14 protein-coding genes are annotated in these 14,357 nt (G+C 73.2%); all 14 read left to right on the top strand.

The genetic code is table 11. The features are described from left to right. The first annotated feature begins 102 nt into the window (after window positions 1–102). Window positions 103–1,779: a methyl-accepting chemotaxis protein gene (locus tag TSO221_RS20810; RefSeq protein ID WP_109120436.1), complete on the top strand. Its 1,677-nt coding sequence runs from the start codon at window positions 103–105 to the stop codon at window positions 1,777–1,779. Between the two features lie 82 nt (window positions 1,780–1,861). Then, window positions 1,862–2,140 (top strand): HypC/HybG/HupF family hydrogenase formation chaperone, encoded by a 279-nt coding sequence (locus TSO221_RS20805; RefSeq protein WP_109120435.1) that lies wholly within the window; start codon window positions 1,862–1,864, stop codon window positions 2,138–2,140. Further along, window positions 2,137–2,859: a [NiFe]-hydrogenase assembly chaperone HybE gene (gene hybE / locus TSO221_RS20800; protein ID WP_109120434.1), complete on the top strand. Its 723-nt coding sequence runs from the start codon at window positions 2,137–2,139 to the stop codon at window positions 2,857–2,859. Before TSO221_RS20805 ends, hybE begins: the two co-directional genes overlap by 4 nt. Next, the gene (locus TSO221_RS20795; RefSeq protein ID WP_109120433.1) at window positions 2,856–4,013 is read left to right on the top strand and encodes a nickel-dependent hydrogenase large subunit; all 1,158 of its coding nucleotides are present in this window, start codon (window positions 2,856–2,858) and stop codon (window positions 4,011–4,013) included. The genes hybE and TSO221_RS20795 overlap by 4 nt, the downstream gene beginning before the upstream one ends. A 5-nt stretch (window positions 4,014–4,018) precedes the next feature. Beyond that, a complete protein-coding gene (locus TSO221_RS20790) occupies window positions 4,019–4,624 on the top strand; it encodes a hypothetical protein (protein WP_109120432.1) in 606 nt (201 codons plus the stop codon). 10 nt (window positions 4,625–4,634) lie between these two features. Continuing rightward, a complete protein-coding gene (gene hypA / locus TSO221_RS20785; RefSeq protein ID WP_109120431.1) occupies window positions 4,635–4,976 on the top strand; it encodes a hydrogenase maturation nickel metallochaperone HypA in 342 nt (113 codons plus the stop codon). Then, window positions 4,976–5,908: a hydrogenase nickel incorporation protein HypB gene (gene hypB, locus TSO221_RS20780; RefSeq protein ID WP_109120430.1), complete on the top strand. Its 933-nt coding sequence runs from the start codon at window positions 4,976–4,978 to the stop codon at window positions 5,906–5,908. Before hypA ends, hypB begins: the two co-directional genes overlap by 1 nt. A gap of 86 nt (window positions 5,909–5,994) precedes the next feature. Then, entirely contained in the window at window positions 5,995–8,358 is a 2,364-nt protein-coding gene (locus TSO221_RS20775) for a carbamoyltransferase HypF (RefSeq protein WP_109120503.1), read from the top strand. Window positions 8,359–8,362: 4 nt separating this feature from the next. Continuing rightward, window positions 8,363–8,596, top strand: a complete 234-nt coding sequence (locus TSO221_RS20770) for a HypC/HybG/HupF family hydrogenase formation chaperone (RefSeq protein ID WP_109120429.1) — start codon at window positions 8,363–8,365, stop codon at window positions 8,594–8,596. Next, window positions 8,593–9,633 carry a hydrogenase expression/formation protein HypE gene (gene hypE / locus TSO221_RS20765; RefSeq protein WP_109120428.1) on the top strand — a complete coding sequence of 347 codons (1,041 nt, stop codon included), beginning with the start codon at window positions 8,593–8,595 and terminating at the stop codon, window positions 9,631–9,633. The genes TSO221_RS20770 and hypE overlap by 4 nt, the downstream gene beginning before the upstream one ends. Window positions 9,634–9,763: 130 nt before the next feature. Beyond that, window positions 9,764–10,432: a sugar transferase gene (locus TSO221_RS20760; RefSeq protein WP_109120427.1), complete on the top strand. Its 669-nt coding sequence runs from the start codon at window positions 9,764–9,766 to the stop codon at window positions 10,430–10,432. A 280-nt stretch (window positions 10,433–10,712) separates the two neighbouring features. Then, window positions 10,713–12,173 carry a S41 family peptidase gene (locus tag TSO221_RS20755; RefSeq protein ID WP_109120426.1) on the top strand — a complete coding sequence of 487 codons (1,461 nt, stop codon included), beginning with the start codon at window positions 10,713–10,715 and terminating at the stop codon, window positions 12,171–12,173. Window positions 12,174–12,180: 7 nt separating this feature from the next. Beyond that, the gene (locus TSO221_RS20750; protein WP_109120425.1) at window positions 12,181–12,645 is read left to right on the top strand and encodes a hypothetical protein; all 465 of its coding nucleotides are present in this window, start codon (window positions 12,181–12,183) and stop codon (window positions 12,643–12,645) included. A 93-nt stretch (window positions 12,646–12,738) separates the two neighbouring features. Next, window positions 12,739–14,343: an ABC transporter substrate-binding protein gene (locus tag TSO221_RS20745; protein ID WP_158284161.1), complete on the top strand. Its 1,605-nt coding sequence runs from the start codon at window positions 12,739–12,741 to the stop codon at window positions 14,341–14,343. Window positions 14,344–14,357: the final 14 nt, after the last annotated feature.

Raw genomic sequence — 14,357 nt, 5'->3', positions numbered from 1 at the left:
AAGCGTCAGGCGCGGAAACCTTTCCCTTACCAATTCAAGAGATACTCCCGCCCCAAGCAGAAAAACGTCTGGTAGCACCAGCGCATCCATCGGGAGTTTCGCATGGCTCGCCTTCTCAACCGGCTGACCCTCGCGCAGAAGCTGGTCGCCCTGAACATCGTCGGCACGCTCATCAGCTGCGCCGCCATCGTCTTCATCGCCCTGTACTTCGTCTCCAGCCAGCTCAAGCAGCAGGAGATCGAGCGGCAGGACATGAACATGAAGGTCGCCCTCGAACTTCTGAACCCGAAGAACGAACCGTACGCGCTGGTCGACGGCAAGCTGAGCGTCGGCGGCCGCACGCTGGACGGCAATTTCGGGCTGGTGGACAGCCTGAAGCGCATCCTCGGCATCACCTCCACCATCTTCCGCGGCGACAGCCGCATCGCCACCACGGTGTTCGCCGCCGACGGCTCCCGCGCGCTGGGAACCAAGATGCTGCCGGCGATCCACGACCAGGTGATGCAGCGCGGCGTGCCGTTCCTCGGCGAATCGGACGTGCTCGGCACCAAGTATCTGGTTTCCTACGAACCGCTGAGGGACGCCCAGGGCAAGGCGCTGGGCGCCATCGCGGTGGGCATGAAGTCGTCCGACTTCTACGCCATGGTCGGCGCGCTCGGCTGGCGCATCGCCGGCGTGGCGCTGCTCATCGGCGTCGCGCTGTGCGCGCTGACCTACCTGTACGTCCGCCGGCAGATGGACGCGGTGCACCGGCTGTCCGACGTGATGGGCGCGCTGGGCCGCCGGGACTACGCCGCCACCGTCACCGACACCGAGCGCGGCGACGAGATCGGCGTGATGGCCCGCACGGTGTCCGGCTTCAAGGACTCGCTCCAGCAGGCCGAGGAGGCCGAGCGCCGCCAGCGCGAGGCCGAGGCCGAGCAGGCCCGCCGCCGCGCCGAGATCGACCGCGCCACCCAGAGCTTCGCCGGCAGCATCGACGTGGTGGTGCGGGCGGTGTCCGACAGCGCCACCCGCATGCGCGGCAACGCCGAGCGCCTGTCGCGCTCCGCCGAGGAGACGCAGGCGGCGGTCGGCACCGTGTCGTCGGCCTCGCAGCTCGCCTCCGCCAACGTCGAGACGGTCGCCGCGGCGGCCGAGGAGCTGACCGCCTCCATCGGCGAGATCAGCCGCCACGTCGGCGAGGCCAGCTCGGTCGCCGACCGCGCGGTCGGCGAGGCGCAGACCACCAACGAGACCGTGCAGGGCCTCGCCGACGCCGCCAACCGCATCGGCGAGGTGGTGAGCCTGATCAACTCGATCGCCAGCCAGACCAACCTGCTGGCGCTGAACGCCACCATCGAGGCGGCGCGGGCGGGCGAGGCCGGCAAGGGCTTCGCGGTCGTCGCCTCGGAGGTGAAGAACCTCGCCAACCAGACCGCCAAGGCCACCGAGGACATCCAGGCCCAGGTCGGCGCCATCCAGGGCGAGACGCAGCGCGCGGTCGGCGCCATCTCCGGCATCGTCGACACGATCCGCCGCATCAGCGAAATCACCACGACGGTCGCCGCCGCGGTGGAGCAGCAGGGCGCCGCCACCAACGAGATCGCCCGCAACGTCCAGCAGGCGTCCAGCGGCACCCGCGCGGTGACCGGCAGCATCGACGGCGTCTCCCGCCAGGCGCAGGAAACCGGCGCCAACGCCGAGGAACTGCTCGGCGCCGCGCAGGCGCTGCTGGGGGAGAGCCAGAAGCTGAGCAACGAGGTGTCCGGCTTCCTGCACATCGTGCGGCGGGCTTAAGCCCCGCCACCGTTGACCCACATCAATGCGGCGGACCGCCGCAAACCCGAGGCTTTCCCACACCATCCCGGAACGACCAACGATGTGTCTCGGCATCCCCATGCAGGTCCTGGAGACCGACGGAATCCTCGCCCGCTGCGCCGGGCGGGGCGAGGAGCGCATGGTCAACCTGCTGCTGGTCGGCGAGGTGCCGGCCGGTGGCTGGGTGCTGGTGCACCTGAGCAACGCCGTGCGCGAGTTGGAGGAGGATGAGGTCGCGCCGCTCAACGACGCGCTCGACGCCATCCTGCTGTCGGCGCGCGGCGAGAACACCGACCACCTGTTCGCCGACCTGATCGCCGCCCGCGAGGCTACCCCATGACCAGCGCCGGCTTCGCCCTCGACGAGACGCTGCGCTGCGGCGCCTGCGGCACCGCCTACGACGGGCGCAAGGGCGACCTTCTGCGCGAGGTGCCGCCCGGCGTCAGCTTCGGCCGGCTGCCGGCGCACTGGCGCTGCCCCGGCTGCGGCGGGCCGCAGCACGGCTTCTTCCCCGCCACGCCCGGCGCCGACCCGATGCGGGAACGCGTCGACGCGCTGGTCGCCGCCCACCGCGTCGTCGCCGACACCGACATGAAGGGCCTGTCGGTCTGCAACACCGCTTTGGAGGTCGAGGCCGTCGGCTTCCATGACATCGATCTGTCCGATGGGGGCTTCGCCTGGCTCGGCGTGCTGATCGCGCCGTGGACGCTGAACGCCGTGCTGATCCCGCACGACCCGGCGCGCTGGATGGCGCTGAGCGACGGCGATCGGACGGTGGAGACCCTGCCGGCCGGCGCCTTCGCCTTCAAGGCGGCGCGCGTCGGCGCGCTCGGCACGCTGGCGGTCATTTCCGCGGTGTCCGACATGACCGTGCTGCGCGGCCAGGACGACGCCCGCGAGGCCGCGCACGCCGCCCTCGACGCGCTGCTGGTGCCGAAGGCGCCCGACGAGCCGCCGGAGATTCCGGAACCCACCCTGCCCCCCACCCCGCCGCCGGTCGGCGCCAAGCCGGCGAAGCCGCCGCGCTCGCGCCGCGCGCTGTTCGGCGGACGGGGATGAGCGGCGGGCTCGAAGGCAGCGTCGCCGTCCGCCTGACGGTCTCCGGCGGCACGGTCCGCGCCGCGCACGTCGCCGTGCACCGCCCCACCGACGTCGCCGCCGCGCTGCGCGGCAAGACCGTGGCCGAAGCGCTGCGCCTGATGCCGCTGCTGTTCAGCGTGTGCGGCATGGCGCAGGGGGTGGCGGCGCTGTCGGCGTGCGAGGCGGCGCTCGGCCTCGAACCGGCCCCGGCGCACCGCACGGCGCGCAGCCTGCTGGTACTGGCCGAGACCCTGGCCAGCCACGCCTGGAACGTCTTCATGGACGGCCCGCACCGCCTGGGCGAGCCGCCGGACACCCAGCACCTCGCCACCCTGCGCGCGGTGACCGCGGGCATCCTGCCGGCGCTCTACCCGGCGCGCGACCACCTGCGCCCCGGCGGCGGCGCCCTGCAGCCGAACCGCGAAGCCCTGGCCGTCGCCGCCGCCCGGCTGGACGCCCATGTCGCGCAGACGGTGCTGGGCGGCGTGCCCTTCCCGGTGGAGATCGACGGCCTCGCCGCCTGGGCCGAGCAGGGCCTGACGCCGGCCGCCCGGCTGCTGCGCCGCGCGCTCGGCGCGCCGGGCTTCGGCGCCTGCGCCGTCGCCCCGCTGGCCGACCGGCCGGCGGACTGGTTCGCCCGCCGCCTCGCCGCCGATCCCGCTTTCGGCGCCCGCCCGCACGACGACGGCGCGCCGGCCTACACCGGCCCGCTTGCCCGCATCGCCGACCGGCCGCCGGTGGCCGAGATCCTGGAACGCTTCGGTCCCGGCCTCGCCGCTCACGCCGTCGCGCGGCTGGCCGAGCTGGCCGGGCTCCCCGCCCGCATCGCCGAACTGGCCGAGGAGGTGCCGCCCGCCGGCCCCGGCGTCGAGCGCACCCCGCCCGGCGAAGGCGCCGGCGTGGTGGAGACGGCGCGCGGCCGGCTGGCGCACTGGGTGCGGCTGGAGCAGGGGCGCATCGCCGATTACCGCACCGTGGCGCCCACCGAGTGGAACTTCCACCCCGACGGCCCGCTCGCGCGCGGCCTCGCCGGTGCGCCCGCCGACGCCGATCTGCCGGAGCGCGCCGGGCTGCTGGTGGCCGCGCTCGACCCGTGCGTGGCCTTCGCCATCGACATCGGGCGGGAGGGCTGACCGGCATGCCCCGCAACAACCGCGTCACCCCGTTCGGCGCCTTCATCGCGACGCCCGCGCGCGGGGCCTTCCTGGGCAACCGCGGCTGCCTGACGGGGCGCTCCGACCGCATCGGCGCGCGGCGCTGGGGCGTGCGCGCCTGGATCTGCTGCCGCCTCGACTACCCGCGCGCCACGCCGCTGCCGCTGTCCGGGCCGGGGCTGTATACGCAGCTGTTCTTCCTCGACGAGGCGACGGCGTTCGCCGCCGGGCACCGCCCCTGCGCGCTGTGCCGCCGCGCCGACTTCGAGCGCTTCCGCCGCCACTGGGCGCACGGCAACGGCCTGCCCGCCCCGCCGCGCGCTCCCGAGCTGGACGCCCGCCTGCACGCCGAACGCCTCGCCGAACACGCCGCCGCCCTCGATACCCTGCCCGACGGCGCGATGGTCGCGCTGCCCGGGGCGCCGGACACCGCGTGGCTGCTGCACGGCGGCGCGCTGCACGCCTGGACGCCCGGCGGTTACGGCGAGCGCCGGCCGCGCCCGTCCGGCACTGCCCGCCTGCTGACGCCGCCGTCCGCCGTCGCGGCGCTGGCCGACGGCTATGTCCCCCACACCGCCCTTCCCGCCTGACGGAGCCCGCATGCACGAGATGGCCCTGTGTCGGAGCATCATCGAGTTGTGCCGCGAACAGGCGGAACAGCAGGGCTTCCGCACGGTCAAGACCATCCGTCTGGCCATCGGCACGCTTTCCCACGTGGAGCCGCAGGCGCTAGAGTTCGGCTTCGACGCGGCCAGCCGCGGCACGCTGGCGGAAGGTGCGGTGCTGGAGATCGAACGGCCACCCGGCCAGGCTTTCTGCATGGTGTGCGAGGCGACGGTGCCGCTGGCGCAGCGCTTCGACCCGTGCCCGCGCTGCGACGGCCACCAGCTGATCGTCACCGGCGGCGAGGAAATGCGCGTCAAGGATTTGGAGGTCGAGTGATGTGCACGGTCTGCGGTTGCGGCGACGGCGAGACGAAGGTCGAGGGCCATCACCACCACGATCACCATCATGACCATGGGCATGACCATGGCCATCATCATCACGATCATGGCGACCACGAGCACGTGCTGCCCGACGGCACGGTGATCCGCCACGGCCACCACGAGCACCACGATCATCACCACGGGCACGGGCACCATCACCACCACGACGACGGCGTGATCGACCTCGGCCGCGGCCCGGCGGGCACCGAGGTGCCGGGCATGAGCCAGACCCGGCTGGTGCAGATCGAGCAGGACATCCTCGCCAAGAACGACAGCTTCGCGGCGGTGAACCGCCAGCTGTTCGCCGCCCGGGGGGCCTTCGTCCTCAACCTCATGTCCAGCCCCGGGTCGGGCAAGACGACGCTGCTGGCGCGCACGCTGACCGACCTGAAGGGCCGTTTCCCGGTGGCGGTGATCGAGGGCGACCAGCAGACCAGCTTCGACGCCGACCGCATCCGCGCCACCGGCGCCCCGGCCATCCAGATCAACACCGGCAAGGGCTGCCACCTCGACGCCCAGATGGTGACGCAGGCGCTGGGCCGGCTCGGCACACCGGAGAACGGCGTGCTGTTCATCGAGAACGTCGGCAACCTCGTCTGCCCGGTCGGCTTCGACCTGGGCGAGGCGCACAAGGTGGTGGTGCTGTCGGTGACCGAGGGCGAGGACAAGCCGCTCAAGTACCCGAACATGTTCGCCGCCGCCGACCTGCTGCTGGTCACCAAGGTGGACCTGCTGCCGCACCTGACCTTCGACGTCGAGCGCATGATCGCCTACGCCCGCCAGATCAAGCCGAGCCTGGAGGTGCTGCCGGTCTCCGCCACCTCCGGGGAGGGGCTGGAGGCGTGGTACGCCTGGATCGACGCCGGGCTGGCGAAGGCGCGGCGGTAGCAGGGCCGCGCGAAGCAAACACTGGAAAAGGACTAATGTCCTATGATAACCTGTCCGTCCCGGTGCCCCAGGCGACGCTTGCGCGGATGAAACCAACCCCTGACGAGCGTTTCATAGCGTTTCATCCGGTATCATCCGCCCGCCTGCGCGTCCGGGTCCGCGGCCAGGTGCAGGGGGTGGGCTTCCGCCCCTACGTCCACGCGCTGGCCCGCGCATACGGCCTGACCGGCTGGGTGCTGAACGACGGCGAGGGCGTGCTGCTGGAGGTGCAGGGGCCGGACGCCGCCGGCTTCCTCGCCGCCCTGCCCGCGCAGTTCCCGCCGCTCGCCCGCGTCGACGCGGTGGAGCCGCAGGAGGTCCCGCCCGTCCCCGGCGAGGCGGAGTTCGCCATCCGCGCCAGCGACCCGACGCAGCGCGTCACCACCGCGGTCACCGCCGACGCCGCGGTCTGCCCGGCCTGCCTCGCCGAGCTGTTCGACCCGGCCGACCGCCGGCACCGTTACCCGTTCCTGACCTGCACCCACTGTGGCCCGCGCTTCACCATCACCCGCCGGCTGCCGTACGACCGGCCGCAGACGTCGATGGCCGGCTTCCCGCTGTGCGACGCCTGCGCCGCCGAGTACCACGACCCCGCCGACCGCCGCTTCCACGCCCAGCCCACCGCCTGCCCCGCCTGCGGCCCGCGCCTGTCGCACCCGGTGGAGGAGATCCTGGCGGCGCTGCTGTCGGGGAAGATCGTCGCGCTGAAGGGCCTGGGCGGCTTCCACCTCGCCTGCGACGCCACCGACCACGCGGCGGTGGACCGCCTGCGCCGGTTGAAGCAGCGCAACGACAAGCCGTTCGCCATCATGGTCGCCAACACCACGTCGGCGAAGCGGTTCGTGGAGGTGAGCGAGGCAGAGCGCGCGCTGCTGGAAGGGCCGGCGCGGCCGGTGGCGCTGCTGAAACGGCGCGACGTGCCCCCATCCCAACCTTCCCCCGCTGGGCGGGGGAAGGGGCTCAATTTCCCTCCCCCGCCCAGCGGGGGAGGGTCAGGGTGGGGGCAGGAGCTGGCACCGCAGATCGCCCCCGACCTCGCGTGGCTCGGCGTCATGCTGCCCTACACGCCGCTGCATTACCTGCTGTTCCACGAGGCCGCCGGCCGCCCCGACGGCACCGCGTGGCTGGCCGGGCCGCAGCCGCTCACCCTGGTGATGACCTCGGCCAACCCCGGCGGCGAGCCGCTGGCCATCGGCAACGAGGAGGCGCACCGCCGCCTCGCCGGCATCGCCGACCTGATCGTCGACCACGACCGCGACATCGTGGTGCGCGCCGACGACTCCGTCGTGCGCGTCCTGGCCGGCGCCCCGGCCTTCCTGCGCCGCGCCCGCGGCTTCGTGCCGGTGCCGGTCCACCTGCCCCACGCGGTGCCGCCGATCCTCGCGGTCGGCGGCCACCTCAAGGCCACCGTCTGCGTCACCCGCGGCGCGGAGGCGTTCCTGTCGCAGCACGTCGGCGACCTCGACAACGCCGCGACCGTCGGCTTCCTGGAGGAGACCGTCGCCCACCTCCTGCACATCCTGGAGGTGGAGCCCATCGCCGTCGCCCACGACCTCCACCCCGACTTTCAGAGCACCCGCTTCGCCGAGCGCCTCGGCCTGCCCGCCGTCCCGGTGCAGCACCACCACGCCCACGTCGCCGCGGTGCTGGCCGAGCACGGCGTCACCGGCCCGGCGCTCGGCCTCGCACTCGACGGCTTCGGCCTGGGCACGGACGGCGGCGCCTGGGGCGGCGAGATGCTGCTGGTCGAAGGCCCACGGTTCCAACGTATCGGCCACCTCGCGCCGCTCGTCCAGCCCGGCGGCGACGCGGCGGCGCGCCAGCCCTGGCGCATGGCGGCGGCGGCGCTCGCCCATCTCGGCCGCGCCGACGAGATCGCCGCCCGCTTCAAAACGCACGGCCCGGCCGAGGGCGTGCGGCGGATGATCGAGACCGGCTTCAACGCGCCGCCGACCACTTCCTGTGGACGCTGGTTCGACGCCGCCTGCGGCCTGCTCGGCGTGCGGGCGGTGGCCGGCTTCGAGGGCGAGGCGCCGATGGTGCTGGAATCCCTGGTGTGCGCGCCGACGGTCGCCGACGGCGCGTGGCGCGTGGCCGGCGGCGTGCTCGACCTCGCGCCGCTGCTCGAACGATTGTTGCAGGTCAATGCGGCTGATGGTGCCGACCTGTTTCATGGCACCCTGACCGCGGCGCTGGTGGACTGGGCGATGCCGGAACTGGCGGCGCGCCGCCTCGACCGCATCGCGCTGTCCGGTGGCTGCCTGATGAACGGCGTGCTGGCCGAAGGGCTGGTGACGGCCTTCGCGGCGCGCGGAGTCACGGCGCTGCTGCCGCGCCGCGCCCCGGCCAACGACGGCGCCCTCAGCCTCGGCCAGGCCTGGGTCGGGGCGCTCAGTGTGATGGAGACGTGAAGCGATGTGCCTGGCCGTACCCGCCCGCGTGGTGGCCCTCCTGGACGACGACCGCGCCACCGTGAACCTCGGCGGCGTGACCATGCCGGTGTCGCTGGCGCTCGTCGAGGGGGTGGAGGTGGAAGACTACGTGATCGTCCACGTCGGCTACGCGCTCACCCGCCTCGACCGCGCCGAGGCGGAGAAGACGCTGGCGCTGCTGGCGGAAGCGGGCGTGACCGCGGAGGCCGGCGCATGAGCCGCCTGTTCACCCGCAAGCTCGACCTCGCCGCCGGGGCCGTGGACATGAGCCACGGCTCGGGCGGCAAGGCGATGGCGCAGCTGGTGCGCGACCTGTTCGCCGCGGCCTTCGCCAACCCGTTTCTCGACCAGCAGAACGACCAGGCGGCGTTCGACGCGCCGGCCGGGCGCATGGTGGTGAGCACCGACGGCTTCGTCGTCTCGCCGCTGTTCTTCCCGGGCGGCGACATCGGCTCGCTGGCGGTGCACGGCACGGTGAACGACGTGGCGATGGCCGGCGCCCGGCCGCTCTACCTCACCGCCGGCTTCATCCTGGAGGAGGGCTTCCCCCTCGCCGACCTCAAGCGGATCGTCGACTCCATGGCCGCGGCGTCGCGCGACGCCGGCGTGCCGGTGGTCACAGGCGACACCAAGGTGGTGGAGCGCGGCAAGGGCGACGGCGTCTTCATCACCACCACCGGCATCGGCGTGGTGCCGGCCGGCGTGGCCCCCTCCGGCGACCGCGCCCGGCCCGGCGACGTCATCCTGGTCAGCGGCACCATGGGCGACCACGGCGTCGCCATCATGTCCACCCGCGAAAACCTGACCTTCGAGACCGCCGTCGTCTCCGACAGCGCGGCGCTGCACACGCTGGTCGCCGCCATGGTGGCCGCGGTGCCGGACGTGCGCGTGCTGCGCGACCCGACGCGCGGCGGGCTGGCCACCACGCTGAACGAGATCGCCAACCAGTCGGGCGTCGGCATGCTGATCCGCGAGGCCGACGTACCGCTGCGCGGCGAGGTGGCGGCGGCGTGCGAGCTGCTCGGCCTCGACCCGCTCTACGTCGCCAACGAGGGCAAGCTGATCGCCATCTGCGCGCCCGCGGACGCCGGGCGCCTGCTGTCCATCATGCGCGCCCACCCGCTGGGCCGCGACGCCGCCGCCATCGGCACGGTGCACGAGGACGCGCACCACTTCGTCCAGATGGAAACCCGCTTCGGCGGCAAGCGGATCGTCGACTGGCTGAGCGGCGAGCAGCTCCCCCGGATTTGCTAGCCCTCCCCCGTCGCGGTCATCCGGATGCGCTCCGCCTCTCCGATGATCCGCGTCTCCGGCGTTCCGGAATCCCGCCCGGCCTGTTGAACGCGGCGTCCCGGATGACGGCCCCGATGAAGGCGAGGATGCGATGGCGACGCTGCACACCCTACGGCTGGCCGGCCTTCCCTCGGCGCCGCCGCGCCCGCTGCACGCCAACCGGCTGAAGCGGACGATGGATGTGGCGGGGGCGCTGGCGCTGCTGCTGGTGTTCGCGGCGCCGATGCTGCTGATCGCGCTGCTGGTCGGGATGGACCGCGGCCCGGTGGTGTTCGGCCACCGGCGGATCGGCGCCGACGGGCGGACCTTCACCTGCTGGAAGTTCCGCTCCATGGTCGTCGACGCCCACGAGGTGTTCGAGGAGCTGCTGAAGCGCGACCCGGCCGCCCGCGCCGAGTGGGCGGCGACCCACAAGCTGAAGGACGACCCGCGCGTCACCCGGATCGGCCGCTTCCTGCGCCGCACCAGCCTGGACGAGCTGCCGCAGCTCCTCAACGTGCTGAGGGGTGAGATGAGCCTCGTCGGCCCGCGCCCGATCGTCGACGACGAGGTCGCGCGCTACCGCGTCTGCTACGCCGTCTACACGCAGTGCCGGCCCGGCCTGACCGGCCTGTGGCAGGTCAGCGGCCGCAACGACGTGGACTATGGCCGGCGCGTGCAGCTCGACACCGCCTACGCCTTCGGCTGGAGCTTCTGGGGCGACGTGGCCATCCTGCTGCGCACGGTAAGGGTGATGGTGTCCGGCCGCGGCGCCTACTGAGCGCCGCATTTCCGCCGATTTCGCGTGATTCGATACGACGCGCCGGGCAAACCGCGCGTCCCGACCCCATGTCTGGTACGGAAACGCGGCCAAGCCCTGGTCAATTTGTGATCGGCGGCGCGCCATGCTACCTTTCCGGCGGGTCGCCGGGGCCCCGGTGCGTCGCCGCGGCGCACCCGTGTGTCTCCGGCCCTGGTGCGACCCGGACGAACCACGTGGTGCGATGACGTCGATGACCAGCATGAGGCCGGCGGAGCCGGTGAGCCGAGAGGGGCGCAGGATGGGGAAGCTGCTGGTGGCGCTGGTGATGCTGTTGGTGGGCTCCGGCACGGCGTGCGCGGTGGCGCCGGCCAGCCGCGCCGACGTCGGCGCCGCGCTGGACCGCTACCGGCACGAATACGCCAAGGTCCGCCCCAGCGGCACGCTGCCCAGCACCTCCGACCGCAACTACATCCTGTTCGCCGACGTGATGCGCCGCGTGCTGACCGAGCACGTCAAGCCGTTCGACCCGCAGGTGCTGGTCGACAAGGCCGTCCAGGGCCTGCAGAAGAAGAAGAAGGAAGACCCGTCCGCCGGCGACCGCGCGCTGACCGAAAGCGCGCTCGACGTCATGCTCACCTCGCTCGACCCCTATTCGAGCTTCCTCGACTCCGAACATTTCCGCTACATGCGCGAGCAGACGCAGGGCGAGTTCGGCGGCCTCGGCATCGAGGTCACCATGGACGACGAATCGGGGTTGGTCCGCGTGGTCAGCCCGATCGACGGCTCCCCCGCCGCCCGCGCCGGCCTGCGCACCGGCGACCTGATCGCCCGCATCGACGAGACGCAGGTGAAGGGCATGAACCTGCGCGATGCGGTGGCCCGCATGCGCGGCCCGGTCGGCACCTCGGTGGCGCTGACGCTGCAGCGCACCAGCGCCAACGCGCCGCTGCGGGTGTCGCTGACCCGCGCGGTGGTGAAGATCCAGCCGGTGCGCTACCGCCTGGAGGGCGACGTCGCCTACATCCGCATCGCCGCCTTCAACCAGCAGACCGCGCACAGCCTGGACGAGGCGGTGGAGGACATGCGCCGACAGACCGCCGGCAAGCTGGCCGGCGCCGTCATCGACCTGCGCAACAACCCGGGCGGCCTGCTCGACCAGGCGGTCAACGTCGCCGACCGCTTCCTGGAGGCGGTGGAAATCGTCTCCGTCCGCGGCCGCGACCCGGACGAGAACCGCCGCTACAGCGGCACGCCGGGCGACCTGCTGCCGGGCCTGCCGCTGGTGGTGCTGGTCAACAGTGGCTCCGCCTCGGCCTCGGAGATCGTCGCCGGCGCGCTGCAGGACCACAACCGCGCCCTGCTGTTCGGCGTGCGCAGCTACGGCAAGGGATCGGTCCAGACCATCTCCTCGCTGTCGGGCGAGGTCGGCATCCGGCTGACCACGGCGCGCTACTTCCGGCCGTCGGGCGGGCTGGTGGACTGCTTCGGCATCTCGCCGAACCTGGAGATCCGGCCGGCCGGCCCGCCGCCGCCGCCGGGCGCCCCGCCCAGCGCCGCCAACGCCGAGGAGACGCACCCCGACCCCGCGACCTGCGACCCGGACGCCAAGGCCCCGCCCGCGCCGCGCAGCTGGCGGATGGAGGACCTGTGCCCGGACGTGTCGATGTCGGGCGCGCCGAAGCCGGAGGACGACCGGCCGCTGCAGTGCGCCGTCGCCGCCATCCGCACCCGCCTGACCGGCGCGCTGGCCGGCCGCTGAGCGGGCGATGATCCGCATCCTGACGGTGGCCGCGGTGGCGGCCACCCTGGCGGCCTGCGGCACCACGCCGCCGGCCGCGCCCATGAAGTCCGTCGCCCGCGACGCCGAGGAGGTCACCCGCCTGCTGCCGGCGATCCCGCTGAAGCTGGAGCGCTGCGCCTACGCCGACTTCGAGAACGACGCGGCGTACCGCAAGGAGCGGCAGCGCTATCTCCAGGAGCACCGCCGCCTGGAGGAGGTCGCCCACCGCGTCGCCGCCCGCACCACCGGCCAGTCGCTGGCCGACCTGCGCGCCACCGCGCAGGCCATCGCCATCGCCCGCGCCGAGCGGGAGTTCGGCGGCACCACCCCGCCGGTGCCGATGTGCCGGACGCTGCTGGACGGCTGCCAGGGCCGCGACGTGAAGCGCTGTCCGCCGGTCAACGTCATGGCCCCGGACGCGGTGCGCGCGGTGCTGGCGGCGGAGTCGTAGGACGTCCGGCATCCTCCCCCCATCGTCCCCGTCGCCAACCCCTTCGGCAGCACATATACTGCACCGATGGATCAACGTGGTTGCGGAGGGAGGATGTCGCCGTCGGGTCTCGCGAAGCCCCTCGCCGCCCTGTCCGCATTGGCCCTGTCGGTGCTGTCCCTGCCCGCCGTGGCACGGGCACAGGAGCTGCGCATCGCCCTGTCGGAGGAGGTCAGCACCGCCGACCCGCAGCGCGACAACCTGCGTTCCCACAACAGCTTCTCCCGCCACGCCTTCGAGCCGCTGGTGGAGCGCGATGCCCGCCTGCAGCCGGTGCCGCGGCTGGCGACCGCTTGGCGCATGCTCGACGACCGGCGGTGGGAGTTCACGCTGCGTTCGGGCGTGACGTTCCACGACGGCAGCGCCTTCACCGCCCGCGACGTGCTGTACAGCCTGTGCCGCGTGCGCGTCCTGCCCGGCGGCGCGGTCCCGTTCAAGGGCTCCCTGCGCGGTGTCGAGGAGGTGACGGCGCCCGATCCCGGCACCATCGTCGTCCGCACCCACGATCCCGACCCCGGCATCCCCTCGGGCCTCGGCCAGATCGCCATCGTCCGCGCGCCCGCCGGCGCCGAGCCGGTCTTCCATCCGGAGGGCTGCACCGGCGCCGCCTGGGCGCCACAGGAGCGCTTCGACGACGGCAGCGAGGCTGTCGGCACCGGCCCGTTCCGGCTGGCGTCGTTCCAGCGCGACGGCGTGAGCCGCTTCGTGCGCAACGACGCCTACTGGGGCGTCCGGCCGGCGTGGTCGGCCGTGTCCATCCGGACCATCGCCGACGAGGTGGCGCGCATCCGCTCGGTCATCGCCGGCGAGTCGGACATCATCGACCGCGTCGCCGTCGAGACGCTGGACTTCCTGAAGTCCTGGCCGAGCGTCCGCGTCGTGCAGGCGGAGTCGGCGCTGCTCTGGTACATGCAGGTGGACCAGGAGCGCGAGCCGCCGCCGTACATCGCCGGCACCAACGGCCGCAACCCGTTCAAGGACCACCGCGTGCGCGAAGCGCTGTCGCTGGCGATCAGCCGGCCGGCGCTGGCGGAGCGTGTGCTGGGCGGATTCGGCGCCGCGGCCGGGCAGATGGTGCCGCCCGGCCTCGTCGGCCACGACCCGACGCTGCCGCTGCCCGACCACGACCCGGAGAAGGCGCGCCGCCTGCTCGCCGAGGCCGGCTATCCCGACGGCTTCGAGGTGCGGTTCCTCGGCCTGGGTTCGCGCCGCGCGCTGATCGAGGCGCTGGAGCAGATGCTCGGCGCCATCGGGCTGCGGGTCACGGTCGATGGCGCGGTCGGCAAGGCCTACGCGGAGCGGCGTGCCAGCCGGGAGTTCGGCGTCCTCATCTCCGGCTGGGCGACGACATCGGGCGAGCTGGGGCAGCCGCTGCGCGACGTGCTGATGACCCACGACCGCGCCGGCGGCACCGGCACCGTGAACTTCGGCCGCTACGCCAACCGGGCGCTGGACGGGCTGGCGGTCGAGGCGCTCGGCACCGTCGACCGCGACGCGCGCGAGGAGCGGCTGCGCACGGCGGCCCGGCTGATCGCGGAGGATGTGGCGATCATCCCGCTGTTCTTCGACCCGCTGCTGTGGGCGATGCGCCACGACCTGGAGATCACCCAGCGCATGGACTTCTTCACGGTCGCCACCGACGTGCGGCCGCGCCCCTGACGCCATGATTATGA

Origin of the sequence: Azospirillum sp. TSO22-1, from assembly GCF_003116015.1 — a bacterium.
GTDB lineage: Bacteria > Pseudomonadota > Alphaproteobacteria > Azospirillales > Azospirillaceae > Azospirillum.
Note: the sequence above shows the minus strand (reverse complement) of the source record. Positions and strands in the feature narration are given on the sequence as shown.